The following is a 22,550-nucleotide window of genomic DNA, read 5'->3' as shown; positions in this document are numbered from 1 at the left end:
CCGGTCTTGAAACCTATACCCGGTAGGGGTATATAGGCCGCATGCGCAAGGACATCAAGGCATCCGTTCAAAAACGTCTGAGCCGGATCGAGGGCCAGGTCCGCGGCCTCTCGAAAATGGTCGAGGAGGATCGTTATTGCATCGACGTCGTCACGCAGATTGCGGCGGTGCGTGCCGCGCTTCGGCGTGTCGAGGAGGAGGTGCTGCGCGACCACGTCGCCCATTGCGTCGAGCATGCCATCGCAAGCGGCGACAAATCCGATCAGCGGCAGAAGATCGCTGAGCTGATGGCGGTGATCGGACGATCAGACCGATAGATCTATGGAATCTCGAGATTGCGGGTCTGCGATTCGCGCATCCCGGAATGACGGGGGTATCTAATACCCTACGTCGCAACCCCGCGGCGACGGGCCGGACGGCGCATCTCGACATATTCGGCACGCAGAAAATGCTCTTCCACGGTCACGCGCTCGACCGCTATGGGCGCACTCACTTCCTCAACAGGAAGCGCCGCTTCCTCGTCAGCCTCTTCAGGAATAAGCGGCGGCGAACCGAGCGTTTCCGGAAACACACCGAGTTCGCCCGCTACCTCCGGGAGCGGCTTCTGCTTGTCGGCCCAATGCAGGGCCGTGTAGTCGAAGCCGTGCACGATGGTGGGTTTGACGACTTCGAAATAGGGCGAGATGTCGAAGTCGCGCGGCATGTAGAGCGAGGAATCGCGGATGTGCAGGATCTCGCGCCGCGCCTGTCGCGAGCCTGCGCGGGTAATCTTGGGCAGGATCGGGTAGCGCACTGCCTCGAAGGCCTGTGCGATCAGCGCGGAGCAGATCATCTTGGTCGGATCGCCGGAGCCGAAGGCGATCAAGCGCCGACGCCAGCGCTGCGGCACCGGCAGCGGAAACAGGTAGCGCATCAAATCGAGGATGTTCTTGGTGTCGTAGCCGAAGCCGATCCGGTTGATGGCATAGCGGCAGACCGTGTTGCGGTCTTCGAAGGACAGGCCGACCGGCCGGCAAATTCGGGTGTGATAGGTGAAATATTTGGACAATGGCGCGGATGTGACGCCCTCGCCGACATTGGCCTCGATCAGCACGTGCGGCTCGCCGTCCGGCTCCCGCGCGCCGTCGACCGGGCCGACATAGAGCGCCGCATGAGACCAGGTGGACTGCGTCAGGTATTTGATGATGCCGGAGATGCGGTTGTTGCCTTCGACCAGCAGTACGTCGCCGGGTGCAATCACGCCGCGCAAATAGTCCGGATCGCTGGGCGTGAACGGCTCGTAGCCGGGCAGCTCAGTCTGAAGGTAACTGGCGATCAGCTTGCCGATGGTATCGAGCATGACGCCCATGCTAATTTCCCCCCAAAGCGGACCTTGCCGGCCCCCTTATTAACCTCAGATAACATGGTCCGAAGCCGTTTCAATTTCGTTCATGGCGAAGGGCGGATCAATCATGATTGATTCGCCGTGATGGTTGCCGCGCCGCATCGGATGCGGCAAGTTCATATCCCCACGCCTGCTTTTGCAAAGCTTTCGGAAACCATGCCATGACAATCACGCGCCGCGGCTTCCTTTCGGCATCCGCGGCCCTTGCAGCGATGCCCGCTCTGACCGGGCGAGCCCTTGGTGCGGCGCCGCTGCCACGCGAGGCGGATATTGTCGTGATCGGTGCGGGCGCTGCCGGCATTGCCGCAGCGCGGCGCGTTGCGGCGGCCGGCCGCAAGGTGATCGTGATCGAGGCTGATAGCCGCATCGGCGGCCGCTGTGTGACGGATGCGAGCTCGTTCGAGGTGCCATTCGATCGCGGCGCGCGCTGGCTGCACAATCCCGATAGCAATCCGTTGCTGAAGCTGGGGCGTGCCGCCGGCCTCGATGTGGCCCCGGTCACCTTGGGCCAGAAGATCCGCATCGGCCGCCGCTTTGCCCGCGCCGGCGAAACCGAGGAGTTCCTCGCCGCACTGGTACGTGCCAACCGCGCGATCGATGAAGTGTCGCGCGGCAGGCTCGATGTGTCCTGCGCGTCGGCGCTGCCGAAGGACCTTGGCGATTGGGCCGCGACGGCCGAGTTCGTGCTCGGCGCCAGTGCCTTCGGCAAGGACTTGAAGGATCTGTCGGCGATGGACAAGGCCCACGCGCAGGATCGCTCGGCCTTGATCGCCTGCCGCCAGGGGGTGGGCACATTGATTGCGAAGCTCGGGGAGGCATTGCCGGTGTCGTTGTCGACGCCCGCAACCCGCGTCATGTGGAGCAATCGCGACGTTGCCGTAGAGACTCAGTCGGGGAAGATCACTGCACGAGCCGCCATTGTCACGGTGTCGAGTAACGTCCTTACCAACGATGCGATCAAATTCACGCCCGACTTTCCCAAGCGCCAGCTCGATGCCGCCACCAAACTGAGCCTCGGCAGCTACGACCACATCGCGCTGCAGCTGCCAGGCAATCCGACGGGTCTCGCCCGAGATGAACTGCTGATCGAGCAGAGCAGCTCGACGCGAACCGCGATGATGCTCGCGAACGTCGGTGGCTCCTCGCTCTGCGTGATCGACGTCGCCGGCTCCTTCGGCAGAGATCTATCCGCACAGGGCGAGCCGGCGATGGTTGCTTTTGCGAAGGAGTGGCTGACAAAATTGTTCGGCAGCGAGACCGCTGCTATGGTGAAGAAGACCGCCGTCACACGCTGGAATGCCGCGCCTTACGTGCTCGGCGCGATGTCGGCCGCGGTGCCGGGCGCGCTACTGTCGCGCCGGGTCCTGACCGAGCCAATCGGCAATGTCTTCCTCGCGGGCGAAGCAACCCATGAGACCATGTGGGGAACGGTCGACGGCGCCTGGGACAGCGGCGAGCGCGCGGCGGATGCAGCGTTGCGCAAGATCGGCGCACTCAAGGATGATACGGTCGAGGCACCGGCGCGGCCTGCGCGGTCCAATCGCCGCGCGCCGCGGCGTTAGAGTGTTTTCGAGCGAAGTGAGGACCGGTTCTTCGCGTGAAGAAAACGCGTCTTCAGCCCTGGCGCAGCACGCCGTCGAGGATGGGTAGACCGACGATCACGGCGAGCGCGATCAGTGCGTAGCAGATCGCGCGAAAAACCCGCTCGCTGGCGCGGCCGAACAGCGAGGCGCCAACCCCGAGGCCAATGGCGTAGATTGGTCCAACCAAAAGCGCAAAACGCACGGCATCAGCGTTGATCAGGCCGGCCGCGACATAGCTGACCAGAGAGAAGAAATCGGACGCCGCGAAGAACAGCACGATATTGGCGCGGGCTATATCCGGCTTGATCGGCCGGCCCAGCCAGTAGCCGACGATAGGCGGCCCGCCGGTCTGCGCAAGCCCGCTGCAAAAGCCGGCGAGGCCACCGATGCCGACCGACAGCACGACATGGTCCCTGCCGCGATAGCGCCAGCCCGACAGCAAGAGCACGAGCAATGCGCCGACAAAGGCGGAGATGATCCAGCGCGTCGTGACCGGATCGAGCCGGCTCAGGAAATATGTACCGACCGGCACGCCGACCAGTGCGCCGGTCACGATGATCGCGGTGGCCTTGCGGTCGGCATGTCTCCAGGCATTCGGGATCAGCGGCGTCGCTGCGATGAAGTCGATGATCAAGAGCAGCGCTGCGACAAGCCGGGGCGCGGCCATGCTGCTTGCGAGCGGCATGAAGATCAGCGCCGAGCCGAAGCCGGAGAAGCCGCGCGCCGTTCCCGAGACGAAGGCGATGGCGCAGATCGCGATGGCTGCGCGAATGCCGACGTCAGGCGGGATCAGCCCGAAGAAGGTCATCCCCGCAGCGTGCCACCGGTCTTCTTGGCGACCTCCGCGACGACCTTGGCGGCGACCGCCTCGATCTCCTCGTCGGTCATGGTCTTCTCGCGCGGCTGCATGGTCACCGCGATCGCGATCGATTTCTTGGCGTCGTCGATGCCCTTGCCTTCATAGACGTCGAAGACTGCGACGTCGGTGATGAGCTTTTTGTCGCCGCCCAGCGCAGCACGGACGATATCGCCGGCCTTGACGGTGCGGTCGACGATGAAGGCGAAATCGCGCGAGACCGGCTGGAATGGCGACAGCTCGAGCGGGGGCTTGGCCCGCGTCGGGCGCTGCTTGCCCTGCGGGATGCGGTCGAGGATCACCTCGAATGCGACAAGTGGGCCGTCGGCGCGCAACGTTTCCAGCGTACGCGGATGCATCTCGCCGAAATAGCCGAGCACGTTCTGCGGGCCGATCTGGATCGTACCGGAGCGTCCGGGATGCAGCCACGCCGGGCCGCCGGGCACGATCTGCAGCGCCTGCATCGGCGCGCCAGCTTCGGCGAGCACGGCAAGCGCATCGGCCTTGGCATCGAACGCATCCGCCGTCTTCGAGCCCGACCAATGCCGGCCGATGCCCTGCGAGGTCGCAAAACCATGGCGCACGCCGGCGGCGGCGATGAACTGGTCTTCCGGGCGGTCGCCGCGGAACACCTGGCCGACCTCGAACAGCGCGACATCGGAGAAGCCGCGGTCCGCATTTGCCTGGGCAGCCGCGATCAGGCCCGGCAGCAGCGAGGGTCGCATGTCGGAAAGGTCAGCCGCGATCGGGTTGGCGAGCGCAAGCTCGGGCTCGCCGCCGCCGAACAATTCCGCTGCCGGCTTGGAGATGAACGACCACGTCACCGCTTCCACCATGCCGCGCGCGGCGGCAGCGCGCTTGGCGCGGCGGGTGCGGAGCTGGATCGGCGTCAGAACCGGCTTACGTGGCGCGTCACCGCGCTCGAACGGTGTCTCCGGCACCTTGTCGACGCCGACGATGCGCACGATCTCCTCGACGATGTCGGCCTTGCCCTCGACATCTGAGCGCCAGGTCGGAATGGCGATCTTCACGACGGGGCCGGAGCCAGCCAGCGTGAAACCGAGACGCGTCAAAATGCTGCGCACCTCCGGGAACGGCACTTCGAGTCCGGCGAGGCGCTTCACCTCGGAGAGAGGAAAATCGATGATGCGGTCGTCGGCAAAGGCCTTGCCGACCACGACGTTCTCCGATGGCGTGCCGCCGCACAACTCCATCACCATCTTTGTCGCGAACTCGAGCCCTGGCACCATGAACGCCGGATCGACGCCACGCTCGAAGCGGTAGCGCGCATCCGAATTGATACCGAGCTTGCGTCCGGTCTGCGCGATATTGATCGTGTTCCACAGCGCCGATTCGATCAGCACGTCGGTGGTGTTTCCGTCGCAGCCGGAAGCCTCGCCGCCCATGATGCCGGCCAGCGATTCCACACCGTGCTCGTCCGCGATGACGCACATGGATGCATCGAGCGTGTAGGTACGGCCGTCGAGCGCCAGCAGGGTCTCACCCTCGCGCCCGCGGCGCACGACGAGATTGCCCCTCACCTTCTTGGCGTCGAACACGTGCAACGGCCGCGCGCGGTCATAGGTCATGAAGTTCGTGATATCGACCAGCGCGTTGATCGGACGCAGGCCGATCGCGGTCAGCCGCTGCTGCAGCCACTTTGGCGAAGGGCCGTTTTTCACGCCGCGTACCAGCCGCAGCGCAAAGCCCGGGCAGAGCTCGGCGTCCTCGACTTTCACCTGCACCGGGCAGGGAAACTCGCCCTTGACCGGCTTGATTGCGGGATCCCTGAACTTGCCCATGTCGGCAGCGGCGAGGTCGCGCGCAATGCCATGCACGCCGGTGCAGTCGGGACGATTGGGCGTCAGGTTGATCTCGAAAACGGGATCGCCAAGGCCTGCCCATTCCGCATAACTCTTGCCGACCGGCGCATCCGCCGGCAGTTCCATGATGCCGTCGTGGTTCTGCGACAGCTCAAGCTCGGCCTCGGAGCACAGCATGCCGTGGCTTTCGACGCCGCGGATGGTGCCGATCGAAAGCGTGATGTTCTTGCCGGGGATGAAAGTTCCGGGCGGCGAGAACACGCTGATGAGGCCCGTGCGCGCATTCGGCGCGCCGCAGACGACCTGCACCGGCGCTCCACCATTGCCGGTGTCGACCATGCAGACCCGCAGGCGGTCGGCATTCGGGTGCTGCTCGGCGGAAATCACCCGTGCGATGCTGAAAGGCGCGAGCAGCTTGGCCTTGTCCTCGAGGTGTTCGACCTCGAGCCCGACCATGGTGAGCTTGTCGGCGAGCTTTTCGACCGAATCGTCGGTGTCTAGATGGTCCTTCAGCCAGGAGAGAGTGAATTTCACGAGCCTAGGCCTCCCGCCAGCGTCGGCACTTCAAGCGGCCTGAAGCCGTAATGATTGAGCCAGCGAACATCGCTGTCGAACAGCTGGCGCAGGTCGCTCATGCCGTACTTCAGCATCGCGATACGGTCGATGCCCATGCCCCAGGCGAAGCCCTGATACTCGTCGGGATCGATGCCGCAGGCACGCAGCACATTCGGATGCACCATGCCGCAGCCGAGAATCTCCAGCCAATCCTCGCCCTCGCCGAAGCGGATCTCGCCCTTGTCGCGCCGGCACTGGATATCGGCCTCGAGCGACGGCTCGGTGAAGGGGAAGAACGAGGGACGGAAACGCATGTTGATGTGGTCGACCTCGAAGAAGGCCTTGCAGAACTCGTGCAGGATCCATTTGAGATGGCCGAGATGCGACCCCTTGTCGATCACGAGCCCCTCAACCTGGTGGAATTGCGGGGTGTGGGTGGCGTCGGAATCGATGCGGTAGGTGCGGCCCGGGCAGATCACACGGATCGGCGGCTTCTGGCTCAGCATGGTGCGCACCTGCACCGGCGAAGTGTGGGTGCGCAGCAGAAGGCGCGAGCCGTCCTCCTTCGGATTGAAGAAGAAGGTGTCGTGCATCTCGCGCGCGGGGTGGCCGATCGGGAAGTTGAGCTTGGTGAAATTGTAGTCGTCGGTCTCGATGTCCGGGCCCTCGGCAATGGAGAAGCCCATATCGGCGAAGATCGTGGTCAGCTCGTCCATCACCTGGCTGAGCGGATGGATGCGGCCGGCTTCGACCGGCGGCTCGCGTAACGGTAGCGTGACGTCGATGGTCTCGTTGGCGAGCCGCGCATCGAGGGCAACTGACTTCAGCACCTCGCGGCGCTGGCTGAGCGCTTCCGTCACCTTGTCCTTGGCGAGGTTGATGGCCGCACCCTGGGTCTTGCGCTCCTCCGGCGACATCTTGCCGAGGGTCGAGAGCAGGGCCGAGATCGAGCCCTTCTTGCCAAGGGCTGCGACGCGCACGGCTTCGAGCGTCGACTCGTCGCCGGCGGCGGTGATCTGTCCAAGGATAGTCTGTTCGAGGGTGGCGAGGTCGGACACGGTCAATCTCTTCCTTCAACGGCGGGCAGGTTCTTGCCGCGCCACGGAAGGCTCGCCTTCGGTCGCGGCCTTTTGCCGGGCGCAAGCCGCCCGGCATACTCGCTCTTTAGAAGCGGAAGGCGGCCGGCGCGGTCGCGCTGGCCGGGCCTTATCAAGCGGCGAGGGCCGCCTTGGCCTTCTCGGCGATCGCCTCGAATGCAGCGGGCTCGTGGATGGCCAGATCCGACAGCACCTTGCGGTCGACGACGATGCCGGACTTGGAGAGCCCGTCGATAAATCGGCTGTAGGTCATGCCGAAGGGGCGGACGGCTGCATTAAGGCGCTGGATCCAGAGCGCGCGGAAGGTGCGCTTCTTGCGCTTGCGGTCGCGGAACGCATACTGGCCGGCTTTCTCGACCGCCTGCTTGGCGATGCGGATGGTGTTCTTCCGGCGGCCGTAATAACCCTTGGCGGCCTTGTAGACTTTCTTGTGCTTGGCGTGGGCGGTCACACCGCGTTTGACGCGAGACATGACGAATATCCTCAATGCGAATGGATGAAGTGGAAGCCGCGTGGAACGCGGGCCTTAGCTCGATTGCGGACGAAAAGTACGATCAGCCGTTGGGCAGGAAGTACTTCTGGATGTTGTCGCCATCCGTCTTGAACAGCACGCGGGTGCCGCGGAGCTGACGGATCTGCTTGTTGGTCCGCTTGATCATGCCGTGGCGCTTGCTGCGCTGGGCGTGCAGCACTTTACCGGTCGCAGTGATCTTGAAGCGCTTTTTGGCGCCCGATTTGGTCTTCAGCTTGGGCATTTGGCTCTCCTAAAGATGGCCGCAACACCAACGTGCCCCGGAGGGAGCGTCGGACGGCTAAAATGCTCGTTAGAGCGTTGGAAGTGCGAGGGTTTTCCGAAAGGGAAGCGCGCTCGCACAAATGATCGCCACGGCAGCCCGTAAATCAGCCGGGCGATCGAAGGCGGCCTTATGGCAGAGCGCGGCGCAAATGGCAACGATGAACCGTCACCCGCCTCGTCTAGACTATTTTGGTATTCCCCCTCCGAAGCCCAACTGGACCAGGACGATGACGAATCCATCCCTAAACATGACGAATCTGGCTGTTTTTCTACATTCAAAGGCGGCGCGCCGCCTATTGGCCACCGCCGCTCTCGTCGCGGTGTTTGTACCAGCCGTGGCTGACGCACGGGGGCCAGGCGCCTATGACGGCGTCTGGGATGTGGTGTTCGCTACCACGCGGGGCAATTGCAGCTCGGGCTACCGCGTCCCCTTCACCGTTGTCGGCGGCCGGGTGTCGTCCGCCGGCGGGGGCAGGGTCGAGGGCCGGGTCAACCGGGCCGGCGCAGTTGCGGTCCGGGTCAGCGTCGGCGCGTCCCAGGCGTCCGGCGGCGGCCGTCTGTTCGGCAATACCGGTAGCGGGGCCTGGAGAGGAATCATTTCCGGGGACCGTTGCAGTGGAACCTGGCAGGCGACGCGAACCTAAGCGACTCCTAACGTTCCCCAAAAAGCATAGTCCCCGCGTGGCGGGGACTTTTGCTTTCGGCCGCGGCGAAGCCGGATCAGCGCGGCGCGAGCACCATCACGACCTGACGACCCTCGAACCTGGCGTCCTGCTCGACCTTGGCGATCTCTGCGACGTCGCCCTTGATCTTGTCGAGGAGCTTGGTGCCGATCTCCTGGTGCGCCATCTCGCGACCACGATAGCGCAAGGTGATCTTGACCTTGTCGCCTTCTTCAAAGAAGCGCTGCATGGCGCGCATCTTCACGTCATAGTCGTGATCGTCGATCATCGGCCGGAGCTTGATCTCCTTGATCTCGACCGTCTTCTGTTTCTTGCGGGCTTCCGCAGCCTTTTTCTGCGCCGAATATTTGAACTTCCCGTAGTCCATAATCTTGCAGACGGGAGGGCTGGTGTTCGGCGAAATCTCAACCAGATCCATGCCCGCTTCCTGGGCCATTCTGATCGCGACCATGGTCTCAACGGTACCGCGGTTGAGGCCGGTCTGATCGATCAGCTGGATCTGCGCATTGCGGATATCATCATTGATGCGCGGCCCGTCTTTGGCGGCAGCGGGCGGGGCTCTATTGGGACGGCGAATGGGTCCTTCTCCAAGGTTGTGAACGATTTCGATATTTTGAAGTAATAAGGCTGAATGGGCAAGCGCACTTGCCGAAGCTCGTGCGAAAAACCCGGACGCGAGCGGCTTTTCGGCCACGGCCAGATGAGATAGCGAGCGAACGACTATTTCGCAAGCGCATGGAAACCCTTAGAGCCCTATTGTGCTGAGGTAAAGCGCGCCATCGACGCCAACTTGAGAGCCGAGCTAACGTTCCATGACCAATCCCGCCGGAGCCGATCAAGCTGTTTTCATCGAGGTCGGAGACGCGTCAGGTCGCCGCATCGCGGTGCGTGCCCGCCCCGGCGGCGGACCCGGGCTGTTCTGGCTCGGCGGCTTCAAATCGGACATGACGGGCACCAAGGCGCTGGCGCTCGATGCCTGGGCGGCCGAGCATGGCCGCGGCTGTGTGCGGTTCGACTATTCCGGCCATGGCGAATCCGGCGGCGAGTTCGTTGACGGTACCATCGGACGCTGGCTTGAGGAGGCGCTCGCCGTGTTCGATCAATTCTGCACTGGTCCCCAGGTCGTGATCGGTTCCTCGATGGGCGGCTGGATGGCGCTGCTTTTGGCGCGCGAGGTCAAACGTCGCCAGACCAAGACTTCGCTGGAGACCAAGACTTCGCTGGAGACCAAGGCTTCGCTTGAGACCAAGGCTTCGCTGGCCGGCCTGGTTCTGATCGCACCGGCTCCCGATTTTACCGAGGAGCTGATGTGGAAGGGCTTTTCGCGGGAGGCCAGGCGCGAGATCGAGGAAAATGGCGTCTGGGACCGGCCGTCGGACTATGGTGATCCCTATCCGATCACGAAAAATCTGATTCAAGAGGGCCGCAACCACCTGATCCTTGGCGCGGCGATCGATGTCGGCTGCCCGGTCCGCATCCTGCAGGGCGCGCAGGACCCCGATGTGCCCTGGCAGCACGCCATGCGGCTCACCCACCGGCTGCCGGCCGAGGATGTCGTGCTAACCATGATCCAGGACGGCGATCATCGGCTGTCGCGCCCGCAGGATATTGCGCGCATCATCGCTGCCGTCGCCGAGATCGGCTGACGTAACGGGGAGAGACACGATGGACATCCCTGCCCTGCTCTACACCTTCTGCGACGCCGTCGAGCGCCGCGACGGCAAGGCATTTGCCGCGCTGTTTGCCGAGGGCGGCGTCTATCACGACGTGTTCTATGGAACCTTCACCGGCCGGGCCGCTATTGCTGACATGATCGACGACTGGTTCTACCGTACGGCGACCGATTTCCGCTGGGACATGCACGACCCCATCAGCGATGGCCGCACGCTCTATGCACGCTACACCTTCAGCTATCGCTCCACCCTGCCGGAGGCCAAGGCTGCGCGCGTGATGTTCGAGGGCGTCGCCATCATGACCTTGCAAGACGGCCTGATCACCTCCTACCGCGAGGTCGCCAACGCTGCGCCGGCTTTTGTCGACATGAACTTCACGCCCGAACGCATCGTCAGGATCGTTGCCAAACAGGGCACCGAGCTGAAGGCGCGGCCGGAAATGCGACGCCATCTGGCGGAGTGATTCGACCTATAGCCTGGGCATCGGCTTGCGCTGCGCCAGCGCCGCCACCGTCGAGGTCCCGATCGGGCCGTGCTCGTCATGCAGCCAGCACTCGCCGATTGCGATGCCGTCGGCTGAATGATGGTTCACCACCTCGAAGCCGATCCATTCCGCAATCGGCAAGCGGTGCAGATAGAGCGTGACGTCGCTGTTGATGAAGGTCAGGCCCCGGTCGCCGGCATTGGCCAGCGGGCTGGCGAAATCGGCAGCGACCGCGACCCGCACGAATGGCGTCAGCGGCGCGTCCTCGACCAGCTCACGCACCTCGCTCATCCAGAGCCGCCGTGGTCCGAGCGAGCCCATGTGGCCGACGATCGGCCGGGTCGCCCATTTACCGTGCATGCCGAGCCGCGCGTCTGTCGGCACTGGAATATCAGCAGGTTTCGGCACATCCCAGTTCGGCGGTGACCAGATGTTGCCTTCTGGATTCCCGGTCCGGCGCAGCAGCTGGCATGAAGCACGCGCCATGGCGACACTGCCGGAGAGGAAATCGGCCTCGATCACGCGAATGCGCAAGCCTTCGCGCACCGCGCGCGTTTTCACCTCGATGGGCGTGGTGATGTTTGGCAGCCGGAACATGTCGACTGTCAGCCGTGCCGGCACGAAATTGTCGCCGCCATGGCGCTGCTCGATCACGAAGGCGAGCAGTCCGATGACGACGCGGCCGTGCAGCGAGTTCGGGTCCCATGGGCCGTTGGAAATTGGATTGGGAAGAAAGTTGTCGCCATCGCGGCGGAAAAAGGGCTGGTTTGTCATGCACGCGACAATGGCGGGTTTTACGCGCCCGAATCAAGCGTGGCCAAGCGCGTATCTCCATTCCGTCAGCACATCATCATCCGTCTCGGTGGCGCGCACCGCGGCCAGTGCCGCGAGCGTGCGTGCGTCGAGCAATTGCGACAGCGCCCACACCGCAGCGCCCCGCACCAGCGGGCTTGCATCGCCGAGCAGGTGCTTCGCCTCGCCCGCCAGCGCGGCGTCGTCCGAATTGCCGATCGCGATCAGCACATTGCGAATGAAGCGCTCGCGGCCGATGCGCTTGATGGGAGATTTGGTAAACAGCGTGCGAAACGCCGCATCGTCGAGCCGCGCCAGCGTTGCAAGGTTCGGCGCGCGCAATGCGTCGCGTGCGGCAAGTTTCGTCTCACGCCCCTCCCGCGCGAATTTGTTCCACGGACAAACCGCAAGGCAATCGTCGCAGCCATAGATGCGATTGCCGATGGCCTTGCGAAATTCGCGCGGGATCGCACCCTTGCTCTCGATGGTCAGATAGGAGATGCAGCGCCGCGCATCGAGCTTGTAGGGCGCTGGGAATGCTGCGGTCGGGCAGATATCCTGGCACGCGTTGCAGGAGCCGCAATAATCGATCTCGGCTGGGTCGCACTCAAACTCCAGCGTGGTGAAGATCGCGCCGAGGAACAGCCATGAGCCGAAGCCGCGCGACACAAGATTGGTGTGCTTGCCCTGCCAGCCAAGGCCCGCGGCTTGCGCCAGCGGCTTCTCCATCACGGCGGCGGTGTCGACGAACACCTTCACCTCGGACGGAACTGCCGCGACCAGCCAGCGCGCGAACGTCTTCAGTCGCTTCTTGATCACGTCGTGATAGTCGTCGCCTTTGGCATAGACCGAGATCGCAGCGTGCGAGCGTTGTTCCAGCACGGCGAGCGGGTTCTCGTCCGGCCCGTAATTGACGCCGAGCATGATAACGGAGCGCACGTCGCGCCACAGTCCGCGCGGATCGGCACGTCGTTCCGGATTGGCCGCAAGCCAATCCATGTCGCCATGAGCGCCGACTTCCAGGAATTCGTAAAAATGCCGCGCCGCATCACCGATTGCATCAGGTGCGGTGATTCCGATGCAGTCGAAGCCGAGCTTGCGGGCCTCATCCGCAAGTGCGGACCTCAGCTCAGTGATCGGCTTTGCCGCAGGCTCGCTCAGAAATCCAGATCCACATAGGTCCGCGACGCCGGCACGCCCGCCAGCCATTCGCTGAGCAGCGGGCGGAACGACGGACGCGACTTGATCCGCGCGTACCAGGCTTTTGCTGCGTCGTTCTCGATCCATGGCACGTCGCCGAGATAATCCATCGCCGACAAGTGGGCCGCCGCGGCAAGATCGGCATAGGTCAGCCGCTCACCCGCCAGATAGTTCCGCCGCTGCGCCAGCCAGCCGATATAGGCGAGATGATAGCGCAGATTGGCCCGTGCCGCGCGCATCACGTCAGACGCCGGTGGGCCGCCGCCGTCCTCCTCACTCATGAAGCGCTTGTAGATGCGCTCCATGACCAGGGGATTCGATGCCTCTTCGAAGAATTTCTCGTTGAACCAGGCCATCAGCCGCCGCACCTCGATGCGCTCGCCCATGGTGGTCGGCAACAGCCTGCGGTCGCCCATCTCGGCGCCGAGAGTCTCGTCGATATATTCGGCGATGATCGCCGCGCCGGGAATCGCCGGCTGCCCATCGGAGAACAGGACCGGCGTGCTGGCCGCGGGGTTCATGGCCAGAAAGCCCTCGCGCCGTTCCCAGACCCGCTCCTCCACCAGCTTGAGATCGCAGCCATATTCGCCGAGCACGAGGCGGACAAAGCGCGAATGCGGGCAGAAGGGGTGATGGAATAGGGTGAACATGCAACCTTTGAATATGCAGATGGTGCTTAAACAATTCCTTAGGAGCGGCCAAACTACCCAAGCAAACGCACGTGGCAACCGAAGTTTTCGCGATTTTTGCGATTGCGGCATCGGGACGAATGAGCGAGAAGGGCCCGCCGATCCGGCCGAAATTCTCCACAACGGGTGAGAAGCATGATCTCGGATATGCTGCGCGCGGTGATTCTTGGCGTCGTCGAGGGTGTCACCGAGTTCCTGCCTGTCTCCTCGACCGGCCATCTGTTGCTGGCGGGTCGCTTCTTCAATCTCGGCGAGGATGATTTCTGGAAGAGCTTCGACATCCTGATCCAGCTCGGCGCGATCCTTGCCATCGTTGCACTCTATTTCGTCAAATTTTGGAAGATCGCGGTGGGAGCCTTGACCAATGCGGAGGACCGCGGGGACCGTCGCTTCATCCTCGGCGTCCTGATCGCATTCCTGCCGGCCGTGGTAGTGGGCCTTGCCGCGGGCAGGCTGATCAAGGAGTATCTGTTCAATCCCTGGGTCGTCTGCTTCTCGCTGATCGTCGGCGGCGCCATCCTGATGTGGGTCGACCAGCTCGATCACAAGCCGCGTGAGCACGACGCGACCAGGTTCCCTCTGCCGATGTATCTGTGGATCGGCATCGCGCAGTGCCTCGCCATGATTCCGGGCGTGTCGCGTTCCGGCGCGACCATCGTGTCGGCCATGCTGCTGGGGGCTGACAAGCGCGCCGCCGCCGAGTTCTCGTTCTTCCTCGCGATCCCGACCATGATCGGCGCCTTCGCTTATGATTTCTACAAGAACCGCGCCGACATGACGACCGATCACCTGGGTATCATCGCGATCGGTTTTGTCGTCTCCTTCGTGGTCGCCATCATCGTGGTGAAGACGTTCCTGGAATATGTCACGCGCCACGGCTTCGCGCTGTTCGCGTGGTGGCGCGTCATCGTCGGCACGCTCGGGCTTGTCGCGCTGGCGCTTGGGCGGTGAGGCAAAACCGTTGTCGTTCCCGCCTTCGCCGGGACGACCACGAACCCTTATGCGTTCTTGCGCTGGAACTGCCCGGCGGGGCGGAAGCGCCAGAGATATTGCGGGGCGACGCCTTCGAGTGAATCCGGCGTGATGCCGAGACCTTCCAGCGTCAGCCCGGCATCCTTCGCCGCCTGCGACACCACATTGTCGCTGCGCAGCAGCTCGACCTGGTCCGGCGTCAGCTTCAGCGCGCCGGGCGCGAATTGCAGGACGTGGGACTGGAACCTGGCAATTCCGAACGGCAGCGAGACCAACATGCGCTCGCGGTCGGTGATATCAAGGATGGTCTCCATGATCTCGCGCATGGAGAGGATTTCGGGCCCGCCGAGCTCGTAAGTGGCACCGGCCTTCGCCTTGCCGTCGACGGCATCCGCGACCGCGCTTGCGACATCGCCGACATAGACCGGCTGCATCTTCGTCACCCCGCCGCCGATCAGCGGCAGGAAGGGCGAAATCCGCGCCAGCGCGCCAAAGCGGTTGGTGAACTGGTCCTCAGGCCCGAACACCACAGAGGGCCGCATGATGGTGGCCGTGGGCACCGCCGCCAACACGGCCTTCTCGCCTTCCGCCTTGGTGCGGGCGTAAGCCGAAGGCGAATTCTCGTCGGCCCCGATGGCCGACACGTGCACCACCTGGGCGGCTGCGCCGGCCGCGGCCTTGGCGATGGTGCCGGCGCCGGCCGCCTGGACCGCTTCAAAGGTCTGCGCGCCGCTTTGAGCGAGGATGCCGACCAGGTTCACCACCACATGGGCGTCGCGCGCCGCTGCCTCGACCGAACCCTGGTGGCGCACATTGGCCTGCACAGTGTGAATCTGCCCGACCCGGCCGAGCGGCTGCAGGTAGCCGGCCAGTTCCGGCCGCCGCACCGCGACCCGGATGCGGTACTCGCGCTTGGCCAGCGCCCGGACCACGCTTCGCCCCACAAAACCCGATCCGCCGAAAACCGTAACCAGAGTGTCCAGATTCGAGGGCATGGCTTTATGTCCTGAGAGGCAAATTCGAGGGTATGGCGGCTATTTAGCGGATTCGCGATAAGCCATCCCGGCTTTTCTGTACAGCCTAAAGCGCGGTGCGTTTTAGGTTTTGATCGGGCATACCGGCCTCCACTTTTCCGGGATCATGCTCACATCGGCAATTTGACAAGCGCGCGACGGCCCCTTAGTAACCGCGCCGGGCCCAGGTGGCGGAATTGGTAGACGCGCTGGCTTCAGGTGCCAGTGGTGTAACAGCCGTGAAGGTTCGAGTCCTTTCCTGGGCACCATTCTCTTTGCCCAATGCCCCGGTTTGCCCTTGAAGGGGCCCTCGAGCCGTTGCTGGCTTCGTCGTCGCGCAGGCAATCCGCGCCGCATGGTCCGCGAGATCACGGTGAGCGCCCGTTCTGCGAAACCGATCCGTCGCCGTTTCAAAATCCTGATTTTGTTGTCCATTCGTCTTGGCAAAGAAGTGAAAATTTGGGGGTTCCCCCGAACCCTGTCCTGTGGGAAGGTTCACCGCCATGAAAGCCGCAAGCTTCCTGCAGCTCCTGTTTGCCGCGCTGATCTCTCTGGGATTGGTGATCGCGCCGCTGTCATCGCCGCTTGCGGTGGCAAATCACATGTCGGACGACGGCATGATGCAGATGGCGGACGTGGCCGGCGACATGCCGTGCTGTCCCCACAAGCAGAAGCCGGCTGATTGCCAGGATTGTCCGTTGTTTGCAGTCTGCATGGTAAAGCTGCTGCTGAACAGACCTTCCGATGGCCTTCCCATTCGCGAGGCCGAAGCGCGGGCCCTGCGCCCGGTTGATGAGCCGGTGCTGGCCGGTCTTGCCCGGCCGCCTCCCGACCAACCACCTCGAACAAGCGTCTGATTCGTCGGCGACGCCGACCGCGTTCGCATGCGCCATGCGCGTGCGCTTGCTTGCCGCCTTAAGCGGCTCATCAGACACGTTCGAGGATTAAAGATAAATGAAGACCTTCACCATCGCGCGCGCCGTTGCTGCGGCGCTGATCAGCCTGTCCGTCATCGGCGCACCGAAGCTCGCGCTGGCCGATATCAAGGACTATGAGTTCGAATTGGTGCAGCCGACCATCCAGGCCGGCGCCGACAAGATCGTAAGCGTCCGGCTTATGAACAAGAAGACCGGCAAGCCGGTGCCTGACGCAGTGATCTTCGCGACTCGTCTGGACATGGCCCCGGAAGGCATGCAGGAGATGGTCACGAAGGTGACGCCGATGTCGGGCGCGGAGCCGGGGACGTACAGCTTCAAGGCCAATTTCAGCATGGCCGGCCGCTGGCAATTGTCGCTTGGCGCCAAGGTGCAGGGCGAGACCGGCACGGTCGAAAGCAAGCTCGTCGTCACGGCACGAAAATGAACCGCGTCGCCGCCATCGGCGCAGCCGCTGCGATCGCCGCAGCGGCTGGCGCCGGCGTGCTCGTGGACGCTTTTCTGCGGGGCAAGCCAATGGCCGGACCGGTGGTCTCCTCAGCCAGAGCCGCCGAGAGCGGCCCGCCTATCTACTACCAGGACCCTGACGGCAAGCCGTTCTATTCGCCGGTCCCGGCGAAGACGCCGGACGGACGCGAGTACAAGCCTGTCGCGGTGGGCGCCGACGTCAGTTTCGACGAGCCCGACGCGCCGGCGCCGGGCATCCAGGTGGATGCATCCGAGCCAAGCCGCAAAATCAAATACTACCGCAATCCGATGGGGCTGCCGGATACCTCGCGGGTGCCGAAGAAGGACTCGATGGGGATGGATTACATCCCGGTCTATGAGGACGAGGCGAGCGACGATGGATCGGTCAGGCTTTCGCCCGGCAAGATCCAGCGCACCGGCGCCAAATCCGAGCCGGTGACGCGTCGGCCGATCAGATCAATCATCCGCGCGCCGGGAACCGTTCAGGAGGACGAGCGGCGCGTCTCGGTCGTCGCGCTGCGCTTCGAAGGCTTCGTCGAAAGCGTGGCCGACGTCACGACCGGCGATCACGTTCACAAGGGCCAGGTGCTCATGAACGTGTATAGCCCCGCGCTCTCCAGCGCGGCCGCTGAATATCTCTCGGCCATCGACACTCGCGCTGCGGGACGGGAATTGAAGGGCGCGCGCCGGAGGCTGGAGAACCTGGCGATGCCGGAGCCGGCTATCAAGGAGCTCGAACGCACGCGCGAAATCTCGCTGTCGATTCCTTGGCTTGCGCCACAGGACGGGGAAATCCTGCAGCGTAACGCTGTCAATGGCATGCGCGCAGGCCCCGGCGACGTCTTGTTTCGGATCGCCGATCACAGCCTGGTCTGGGTTGTCATCGATGTCGCCGAGCGCGACCTGGCGCAAGTCGCGGTCGGCGCGCAGGTAACGGTCCGGCCGCGCGCCCTCGCCGGCCAATCGTTCAGCGGCGCCGTGACGCTGATCTATCCGCATCTCAACGCCCAGACCCGTACCGCGCGTATCCGTATCGAGGTGCCCAACCCGGATGAAGCTTTGCGGCCGGAAATGTACCTCGATGCCGAGATTGAAACCGGCACCGGAGAGCCGGTGCTGGCCGTGCCGGAAAGTGCCGTGCTGGACAGCGGCAGCCGGCAGGCGGTTTTGATCGACAAGGGCGACGGTCGCTTCGAGCCGCGCGAGGTCAAGCTCGGCCACCGCGGCGGTGGCTATGTCGAGGTTACCGATGGTCTTGCGGAAGGCGACGCGGTCGTAACCTCGGCCAATTTCCTGATCGATGCGGAGAGCAATCTGAAAGCGGCGTTGCAGGGTTTTGCCGACGCCGCAAGCACGCAACAGCCGGCGTCAGCGGCCGGCACAGGAGGGCGCCGATGATCGCCCGTCTCATCGGCTGGTCGGCACGCAACCTTCTGCTGGTGCTGTTCGGCACCGGCTTCGCCGCCGCTGCCGGAATCTACGCCCTGCTCCATCTGCCGCTCGACGCCATTCCCGATCTCTCCGACACGCAGGTGATTGTCTACACGGAATATTCGGGCCAGGCGCCGCAGGTCGTGGAGGACCAGGTCACCTATCCGCTCACAACTGCCATGCTGACGGTGCCGAAATCCAAGGTCGTTCGCGGCTTCTCGTTTTTCGGCGTGTCGTTCGTCTACATCATCTTCGAGGACGGTACCGACATCTACTGGGCCCGCTCGCGGGTCCTCGAATTCCTCAACTCCGCCACGTCGCGCCTGCCTGCCGGCGTGTCGCCGACCATCGGCCCCGATGCGACGGGTGTGGGTTGGGTCTACCAATATGCCGTGGTGTCCAGGGAGCTGAACCTCGCCGACACCCGCACGATCCAGGACTGGAATCTCAAATTCGCGCTGGCAAAGGCCGAGGGCGTGGCCGAGGTCGCCAGCGCCGGCGGCTTCGTCAAGCAATACAACGTGATTCTGGACCCGCAGCGGATGCGCGATCTCGGCATCACCATGCAGCGGATGCGGGACGCGATCCGGTCCAGCAACGCCGATGTCGGCGGCCGTACGGTCGAGCTGTCGGAGTTCGAATATGTCATTCGCGGCAAGGGCTATCTGAAGAGCATCAACGATCTCGGCAATATCGTGCTCAAGAACGACGGCGGCACGCCGGTGCTGCTGCGCGACGTCGCACGTGTCGAGCTCGGGCCGGACGAACGGCGCGGCATCACCGAGCTCAACGGCGATGGCGAGGTCACAAGCGGCATCGTGCTGCAGCGCTTCGGCATGAATGCGCTTGACGTCATCGAGAACGTCAAGAGGCGCTTCAAGGAGATCGCGACCAGCCTGCCCAAATCGGTCCAGATCGTGCCGGTCTACGACCGGTCGAACCTGATCTATGCGGCGATCGATACGCTGAGGCACACGCTGGTCGAGGAAAGCCTGATCGTCGCACTCGTCTGCATCGTGTTCCTGTTGCACGTCCGCAGTGCGCTGGTGGCGATCGTGATGCTGCCGGTCGGTGTCCTCATGGCTTTTGGCGCGATGAAGCTGCTCGGCATCGGCTCCAACATCATGAGCCTGGGCGGGATCGCGATCGCAATCGGCGCAATGGTCGATGCTGCGATCGTCATGATCGAGAATGCTCACAAGCATCTCGAAAGAGCTGAGCCCGGTCAATCCAGGCTCGCGATCCTGACCGAGGCGGCGTCCGAAGTGGGGCCGGCGCTGTTCTTCAGCCTGCTGATCATCACCGTCTCCTTCATGCCGATCTTCACGCTGGAGTCGCAGGAAGGACGGTTGTTCAGTCCCCTCGCCTACACCAAGACGTTCTCGATGGCCGCGGCAGCGCTCTTGTCGGTGACGCTGGTGCCGGCGCTGATGGTGATCTTCGTGCGTGGCAGGATCATCCCAGAGCAGAGGAATCCCATCAATCGCTTCCTGATCTGGATCTACCGGCCCGTCATCAAGGGCGTGCTGCAGGCCAAGACATTCGTGATCCTGTTGGCCGCCCTCGCCCTAGCTGTCTCGATCTGGCCGGCCCGCCAGCTCGGCAGCGAGTTCATGCCGAACCTCAACGAAGGAACGCTGCTCTATATGCCCACCACGGTGCCCGGCATTTCCGTCACCAAGGCGGCCGAGCTGATGCAGATGCAGGACCGGATCCTGCATTCGTTTCCGGAGGTGGCATCGGTCTACGGAAAGGCCGGCCGCGCCCAGACGGCCACCGATCCCGCGCCGGCCGAGATGTTCGAGACGATCGTCAATCTGAAGCCGAGGGAACAATGGCGGCCCGGCGTCACCCTCGACAGCCTCGTTGCCGAGATGGACAAGGCGCTGCAATTCCCCGGCGTGTCCAATGCCTGGACCATGCCGATCAAGGCGCGCATCGACATGCTCTCGACCGGCATCCGCACGCCGGTCGGCGTCAAGGTGATCGGCACCGACCTCGGCGAGATCGACCGGCTCGCAAGACAGATCGAGCAGGTGCTGAAGGCAGTCCCGGGCACGTCATCGGCCTACGCCGAACGCGGCCTCGGCGGCTACTATCTGGAGATCACGCCGGACCGGGCGGCGCTTTCGCGCTACGGCATCATGGTTCAGGACGTGCAGGATACGATTGCGACCGCGCTCGGCGGTCAGACCGTGACCACCACCGTGGAAGGCCGGCAGCGCTTCACGGTCAACATGCGCTATCCGCGCGACCTGCGCGACAATCCGAAGACCATCGCGAGCGACATCCTGGTGCCGATGCCCGCCGGTGGCGCCGTGCCGCTCGGCGAGGTGGCCAAGGTCGAACCGGCGCGCGGGCCGAGCTCGATTCGCACCGAGAACGGACAGTTGGCCACCTATATCTATGTCGACATCCGTGACCGCGATCTCGGCGGCTACGTCGCCGATGCGCAGCGCGCGGTGCAGGCCAGCGTCCAGTTTCCGCCGGGCTACTACGTCGTCTGGAGCGGGCAGTACGAATATCTCGAGCGTGCCGCGGCACGTCTGAAGATCGTCGTGCCGGCGACGCTGTTGATCATCTTCCTGCTCCTGTACCTCAACTTCCGCTCGGTCCTGGAGACGATGATCGTGATGCTGTCGCTGCCTTTCGCGCTGGTCGGCGGCCTCTGGCTGATGTGGTGGCTCAATTTCAATCTCTCGGTCGCCGTCGCCGTCGGCTTCATCGCGCTCGCGGGCGTCGCCGCGGAGACAGGCGTCGTCATGCTGATCTATCTCAACGAAGCGCTGCGGAGCGCGGCGGCGCAGCGGGCAATCGAGGGACGACCGCTCACCCGCAAGGACCTCCACCACGCCATCATGGAAGGTGCAGTCGAGCGCGTGCGGCCCAAGATGATGACGGTCGTCGCGATCATGGCCGGGCTGTTGCCGATCATGTGGAGCACGGGCACCGGCTCCGAGATCATGCAGCGCATCGCAGTGCCCATGATCGGCGGCATGATCTCGTCGACGCTGCTGACCCTGATCGTCATCCCCGCGATCTTCGGGCTCGCGAAGGGCTTTGCCCTGCCCTCGGACGTCGGCAATGCCCCATGTCAGCGCGAAGAAGCGCGCCTTGCGGATAAGCGTGATCTTGTCTTGGAGTCGAACCAATGAGGCGATGCACGCACGCCCTGCACCCGAACCGCCGTCACCGCCCTATCTTCTTGATGCAGGTGGGGTCGCCCTTTGGCTGAGGCGTGCAATCCCATTCGCGGCCAAAGCCCGCACTGGCGTTCCGCTGTTGAATGGAAGGAGAGTGAATCATCACAGCCGCAAAGGCGGCGATAACGATAATTGCGGATGTCAACAGGCGCAAAATGCCCGCGCGGTCAGGAGTCCATTGGAGCCGCCACATCAATCTTTGAATTGAATGCTTCAGCCTGGTCAAGTTCCTGCCCGGTGTTGGTAGCGCGTGCCGCATCGGTACACGACGTCAGTGCACAATACCCTACCGGACGACCAAAAATTCTAGTGGATCCGAACCCACGCGACTGCGCACCTGTCCCGCCTCCCTGGCGCTTCGGAGGGTGTCAATTCGGCAGGATTCAGACAGAGTGGCGCGGCAAGACCGGGAGTCGGGGCACGTGAAAGCCAATCAGCAGCCAGCATCGAAAAAGCCGCTCAATTTGAGGGCGCTGCAGAACACGCCGGGATTCATGATCCGGCTGGTGCAATTGAAATTCTTCGAGGGCTTTTACGAGCAGTTCGCGGAAATGGGCATCAGCCCCGCGAGCTATGCCATCCTTGCCCTGGTCCGCGACAATCCGGGCGTAGCCCCGAGCAGCGTGGCGGGCCTGCTCCGCCTGCAGCTGCCGAACCTGATCAAGATGCTGAACGAGCTCGAATCGGCAGGCCTCATCAAGCGCAGCCGCTCCAAGGCCGATCGCCGTGCCGTCGAGCTGGTCCTGACGCCGAAGGGCAATAAGCTGATCCAGGAGGCCGCCAAAATCAGCGAACCCTATAATCGCAGGATGCTTGCGCCGCTCAGCGAGGCCGAGCAGGGCACGCTGATCGAGATGCTCAACCGGATTCTGCCGCTGTGACGGTCCCGAGCCGGTCGAAATCGCGGCCGGCC

The 22,550-nt window shown here is 63.7% G+C and carries 22 protein-coding genes and 1 tRNA gene; 12 read left to right on the top strand and 11 right to left on the bottom strand.

The features are described from left to right. The first annotated feature begins 41 nt into the window (after nucleotides 1-41). The gene (locus A3AI_RS0107125; RefSeq protein ID WP_024514919.1) at nucleotides 42-317 is read left to right on the top strand and encodes a metal-sensitive transcriptional regulator; all 276 of its coding nucleotides are present in this window, start codon (nucleotides 42-44) and stop codon (nucleotides 315-317) included. 68 nt (nucleotides 318-385) lie between these two features. Here A3AI_RS0107125 and A3AI_RS0107120 read toward each other — a convergent pair whose 3' ends face one another. Then, entirely contained in the window at nucleotides 386-1,348 is a 963-nt protein-coding gene (locus A3AI_RS0107120) for a YiiX/YebB-like N1pC/P60 family cysteine hydrolase (protein ID WP_024514918.1), read from the bottom strand. A gap of 197 nt (nucleotides 1,349-1,545) precedes the next feature. On the opposite strand from A3AI_RS0107120, the gene A3AI_RS0107110 reads away from it, so the two are divergent. Then, entirely contained in the window at nucleotides 1,546-2,946 is a 1,401-nt protein-coding gene (locus tag A3AI_RS0107110; protein ID WP_024514917.1) for a flavin monoamine oxidase family protein, read from the top strand. Between the two features lie 52 nt (nucleotides 2,947-2,998). Here the strand turns inward: A3AI_RS0107110 and A3AI_RS0107105 are convergent, their stop codons facing one another. From A3AI_RS0107105 to rpmI, 5 genes are all read right to left on the bottom strand, one after another. After that, entirely contained in the window at nucleotides 2,999-3,775 is a 777-nt protein-coding gene (locus tag A3AI_RS0107105) for a sulfite exporter TauE/SafE family protein (protein ID WP_024514916.1), read from the bottom strand. After that, nucleotides 3,772-6,180 (bottom strand): phenylalanine--tRNA ligase subunit beta, encoded by a 2,409-nt coding sequence (gene pheT, locus A3AI_RS0107100; protein ID WP_024514915.1) that lies wholly within the window; start codon nucleotides 6,178-6,180, stop codon nucleotides 3,772-3,774. The genes A3AI_RS0107105 and pheT overlap by 4 nt, the downstream gene beginning before the upstream one ends. Beyond that, nucleotides 6,177-7,259, bottom strand: coding sequence for a phenylalanine--tRNA ligase subunit alpha (gene pheS / locus A3AI_RS0107095; protein ID WP_024514914.1), 1,083 nt, complete (start codon nucleotides 7,257-7,259; stop codon nucleotides 6,177-6,179). The genes pheT and pheS overlap by 4 nt, the downstream gene beginning before the upstream one ends. Nucleotides 7,260-7,410: 151 nt before the next feature. After that, complete coding sequence (gene rplT, locus A3AI_RS0107090; RefSeq protein WP_024514913.1) at nucleotides 7,411-7,770, bottom strand: 50S ribosomal protein L20; 360 nt, start codon at nucleotides 7,768-7,770, stop codon at nucleotides 7,411-7,413. Between the two features lie 82 nt (nucleotides 7,771-7,852). Further along, nucleotides 7,853-8,053 (bottom strand): 50S ribosomal protein L35, encoded by a 201-nt coding sequence (rpmI, locus tag A3AI_RS0107085; protein WP_024514912.1) that lies wholly within the window; start codon nucleotides 8,051-8,053, stop codon nucleotides 7,853-7,855. A 289-nt stretch (nucleotides 8,054-8,342) separates the two neighbouring features. Here rpmI and A3AI_RS0107080 point away from each other — a divergent pair, with 289 nt between their 5' ends. Continuing rightward, nucleotides 8,343-8,738: a hypothetical protein gene (locus A3AI_RS0107080; protein ID WP_051382324.1), complete on the top strand. Its 396-nt coding sequence runs from the start codon at nucleotides 8,343-8,345 to the stop codon at nucleotides 8,736-8,738. A gap of 76 nt (nucleotides 8,739-8,814) precedes the next feature. Here the strand turns inward: A3AI_RS0107080 and infC are convergent, their stop codons facing one another. Continuing rightward, nucleotides 8,815-9,354, bottom strand: coding sequence for a translation initiation factor IF-3 (gene infC / locus A3AI_RS0107075; RefSeq protein WP_024514910.1), 540 nt, complete (start codon nucleotides 9,352-9,354; stop codon nucleotides 8,815-8,817). Nucleotides 9,355-9,589: 235 nt separating this feature from the next. On the opposite strand from infC, the gene A3AI_RS0107070 reads away from it, so the two are divergent. Both A3AI_RS0107070 and A3AI_RS0107065 read left to right on the top strand, forming a co-directional pair. Continuing rightward, nucleotides 9,590-10,423, top strand: a complete 834-nt coding sequence (locus A3AI_RS0107070) for an alpha/beta hydrolase (protein ID WP_024514909.1) — start codon at nucleotides 9,590-9,592, stop codon at nucleotides 10,421-10,423. 19 nt (nucleotides 10,424-10,442) lie between these two features. Further along, nucleotides 10,443-10,913, top strand: a complete 471-nt coding sequence (locus A3AI_RS0107065) for a nuclear transport factor 2 family protein (protein ID WP_024514908.1) — start codon at nucleotides 10,443-10,445, stop codon at nucleotides 10,911-10,913. Nucleotides 10,914-10,919: 6 nt separating this feature from the next. On the opposite strand, the gene A3AI_RS0107060 is transcribed toward A3AI_RS0107065, so the two are convergent. Genes A3AI_RS0107060 through A3AI_RS0107050 form a run of 3 tightly spaced genes read right to left on the bottom strand, consistent with a single transcriptional unit; the run spans nucleotide 10,920 to nucleotide 13,576 of the window. Further along, nucleotides 10,920-11,708 (bottom strand): acyl-CoA thioesterase domain-containing protein, encoded by a 789-nt coding sequence (locus A3AI_RS0107060; RefSeq protein ID WP_024514907.1) that lies wholly within the window; start codon nucleotides 11,706-11,708, stop codon nucleotides 10,920-10,922. Nucleotides 11,709-11,741: 33 nt separating this feature from the next. Further along, the gene (gene queG / locus A3AI_RS0107055) at nucleotides 11,742-12,935 is read right to left on the bottom strand and encodes a tRNA epoxyqueuosine(34) reductase QueG (protein WP_024514906.1); all 1,194 of its coding nucleotides are present in this window, start codon (nucleotides 12,933-12,935) and stop codon (nucleotides 11,742-11,744) included. Then, complete coding sequence (locus tag A3AI_RS0107050) at nucleotides 12,884-13,576, bottom strand: glutathione S-transferase family protein (protein ID WP_024514905.1); 693 nt, start codon at nucleotides 13,574-13,576, stop codon at nucleotides 12,884-12,886. The genes queG and A3AI_RS0107050 overlap by 52 nt, the downstream gene beginning before the upstream one ends. Before the next feature lie 174 nt (nucleotides 13,577-13,750). Between A3AI_RS0107050 and A3AI_RS0107045 the strand changes: the two genes are divergently transcribed. After that, a complete protein-coding gene (locus tag A3AI_RS0107045; protein ID WP_024514904.1) occupies nucleotides 13,751-14,566 on the top strand; it encodes an undecaprenyl-diphosphate phosphatase in 816 nt (271 codons plus the stop codon). Between the two features lie 47 nt (nucleotides 14,567-14,613). On the opposite strand, the gene A3AI_RS0107040 is transcribed toward A3AI_RS0107045, so the two are convergent. Then, complete coding sequence (locus A3AI_RS0107040; protein ID WP_024514903.1) at nucleotides 14,614-15,582, bottom strand: complex I NDUFA9 subunit family protein; 969 nt, start codon at nucleotides 15,580-15,582, stop codon at nucleotides 14,614-14,616. Nucleotides 15,583-15,782: 200 nt separating this feature from the next. Between A3AI_RS0107040 and A3AI_RS0107035 the strand changes: the two genes are divergently transcribed. The 6 genes from A3AI_RS0107035 (at nucleotide 15,783) to A3AI_RS0107005 (ending at nucleotide 22,518) form a co-directional block, all read left to right on the top strand. Continuing rightward, nucleotides 15,783-15,869, top strand: a tRNA-Leu gene (locus tag A3AI_RS0107035). Nucleotides 15,870-16,103: 234 nt separating this feature from the next. Continuing rightward, nucleotides 16,104-16,457 carry a hypothetical protein gene (locus A3AI_RS0107030; protein ID WP_024514902.1) on the top strand — a complete coding sequence of 118 codons (354 nt, stop codon included), beginning with the start codon at nucleotides 16,104-16,106 and terminating at the stop codon, nucleotides 16,455-16,457. A 97-nt stretch (nucleotides 16,458-16,554) separates the two neighbouring features. Then, nucleotides 16,555-16,962: a FixH family protein gene (locus A3AI_RS0107025; RefSeq protein WP_024514901.1), complete on the top strand. Its 408-nt coding sequence runs from the start codon at nucleotides 16,555-16,557 to the stop codon at nucleotides 16,960-16,962. After that, the gene (locus tag A3AI_RS0107020) at nucleotides 16,959-18,401 is read left to right on the top strand and encodes an efflux RND transporter periplasmic adaptor subunit (protein WP_024514900.1); all 1,443 of its coding nucleotides are present in this window, start codon (nucleotides 16,959-16,961) and stop codon (nucleotides 18,399-18,401) included. The genes A3AI_RS0107025 and A3AI_RS0107020 overlap by 4 nt, the downstream gene beginning before the upstream one ends. Beyond that, complete coding sequence (locus A3AI_RS0107015) at nucleotides 18,398-21,589, top strand: efflux RND transporter permease subunit (protein ID WP_024514899.1); 3,192 nt, start codon at nucleotides 18,398-18,400, stop codon at nucleotides 21,587-21,589. The genes A3AI_RS0107020 and A3AI_RS0107015 overlap by 4 nt, the downstream gene beginning before the upstream one ends. Nucleotides 21,590-22,059: 470 nt before the next feature. Further along, a complete protein-coding gene (locus A3AI_RS0107005) occupies nucleotides 22,060-22,518 on the top strand; it encodes a MarR family winged helix-turn-helix transcriptional regulator (protein ID WP_245286850.1) in 459 nt (152 codons plus the stop codon). Nucleotides 22,519-22,550 lie beyond the last annotated feature (32 nt).

Origin of the sequence: Bradyrhizobium sp. Tv2a-2, assembly GCF_000472425.1 — a bacterium.
Taxonomy (GTDB): Bacteria; Pseudomonadota; Alphaproteobacteria; order Rhizobiales; family Xanthobacteraceae; genus Bradyrhizobium.
This window is presented reverse-complemented; position numbering and strand designations above follow the sequence as displayed.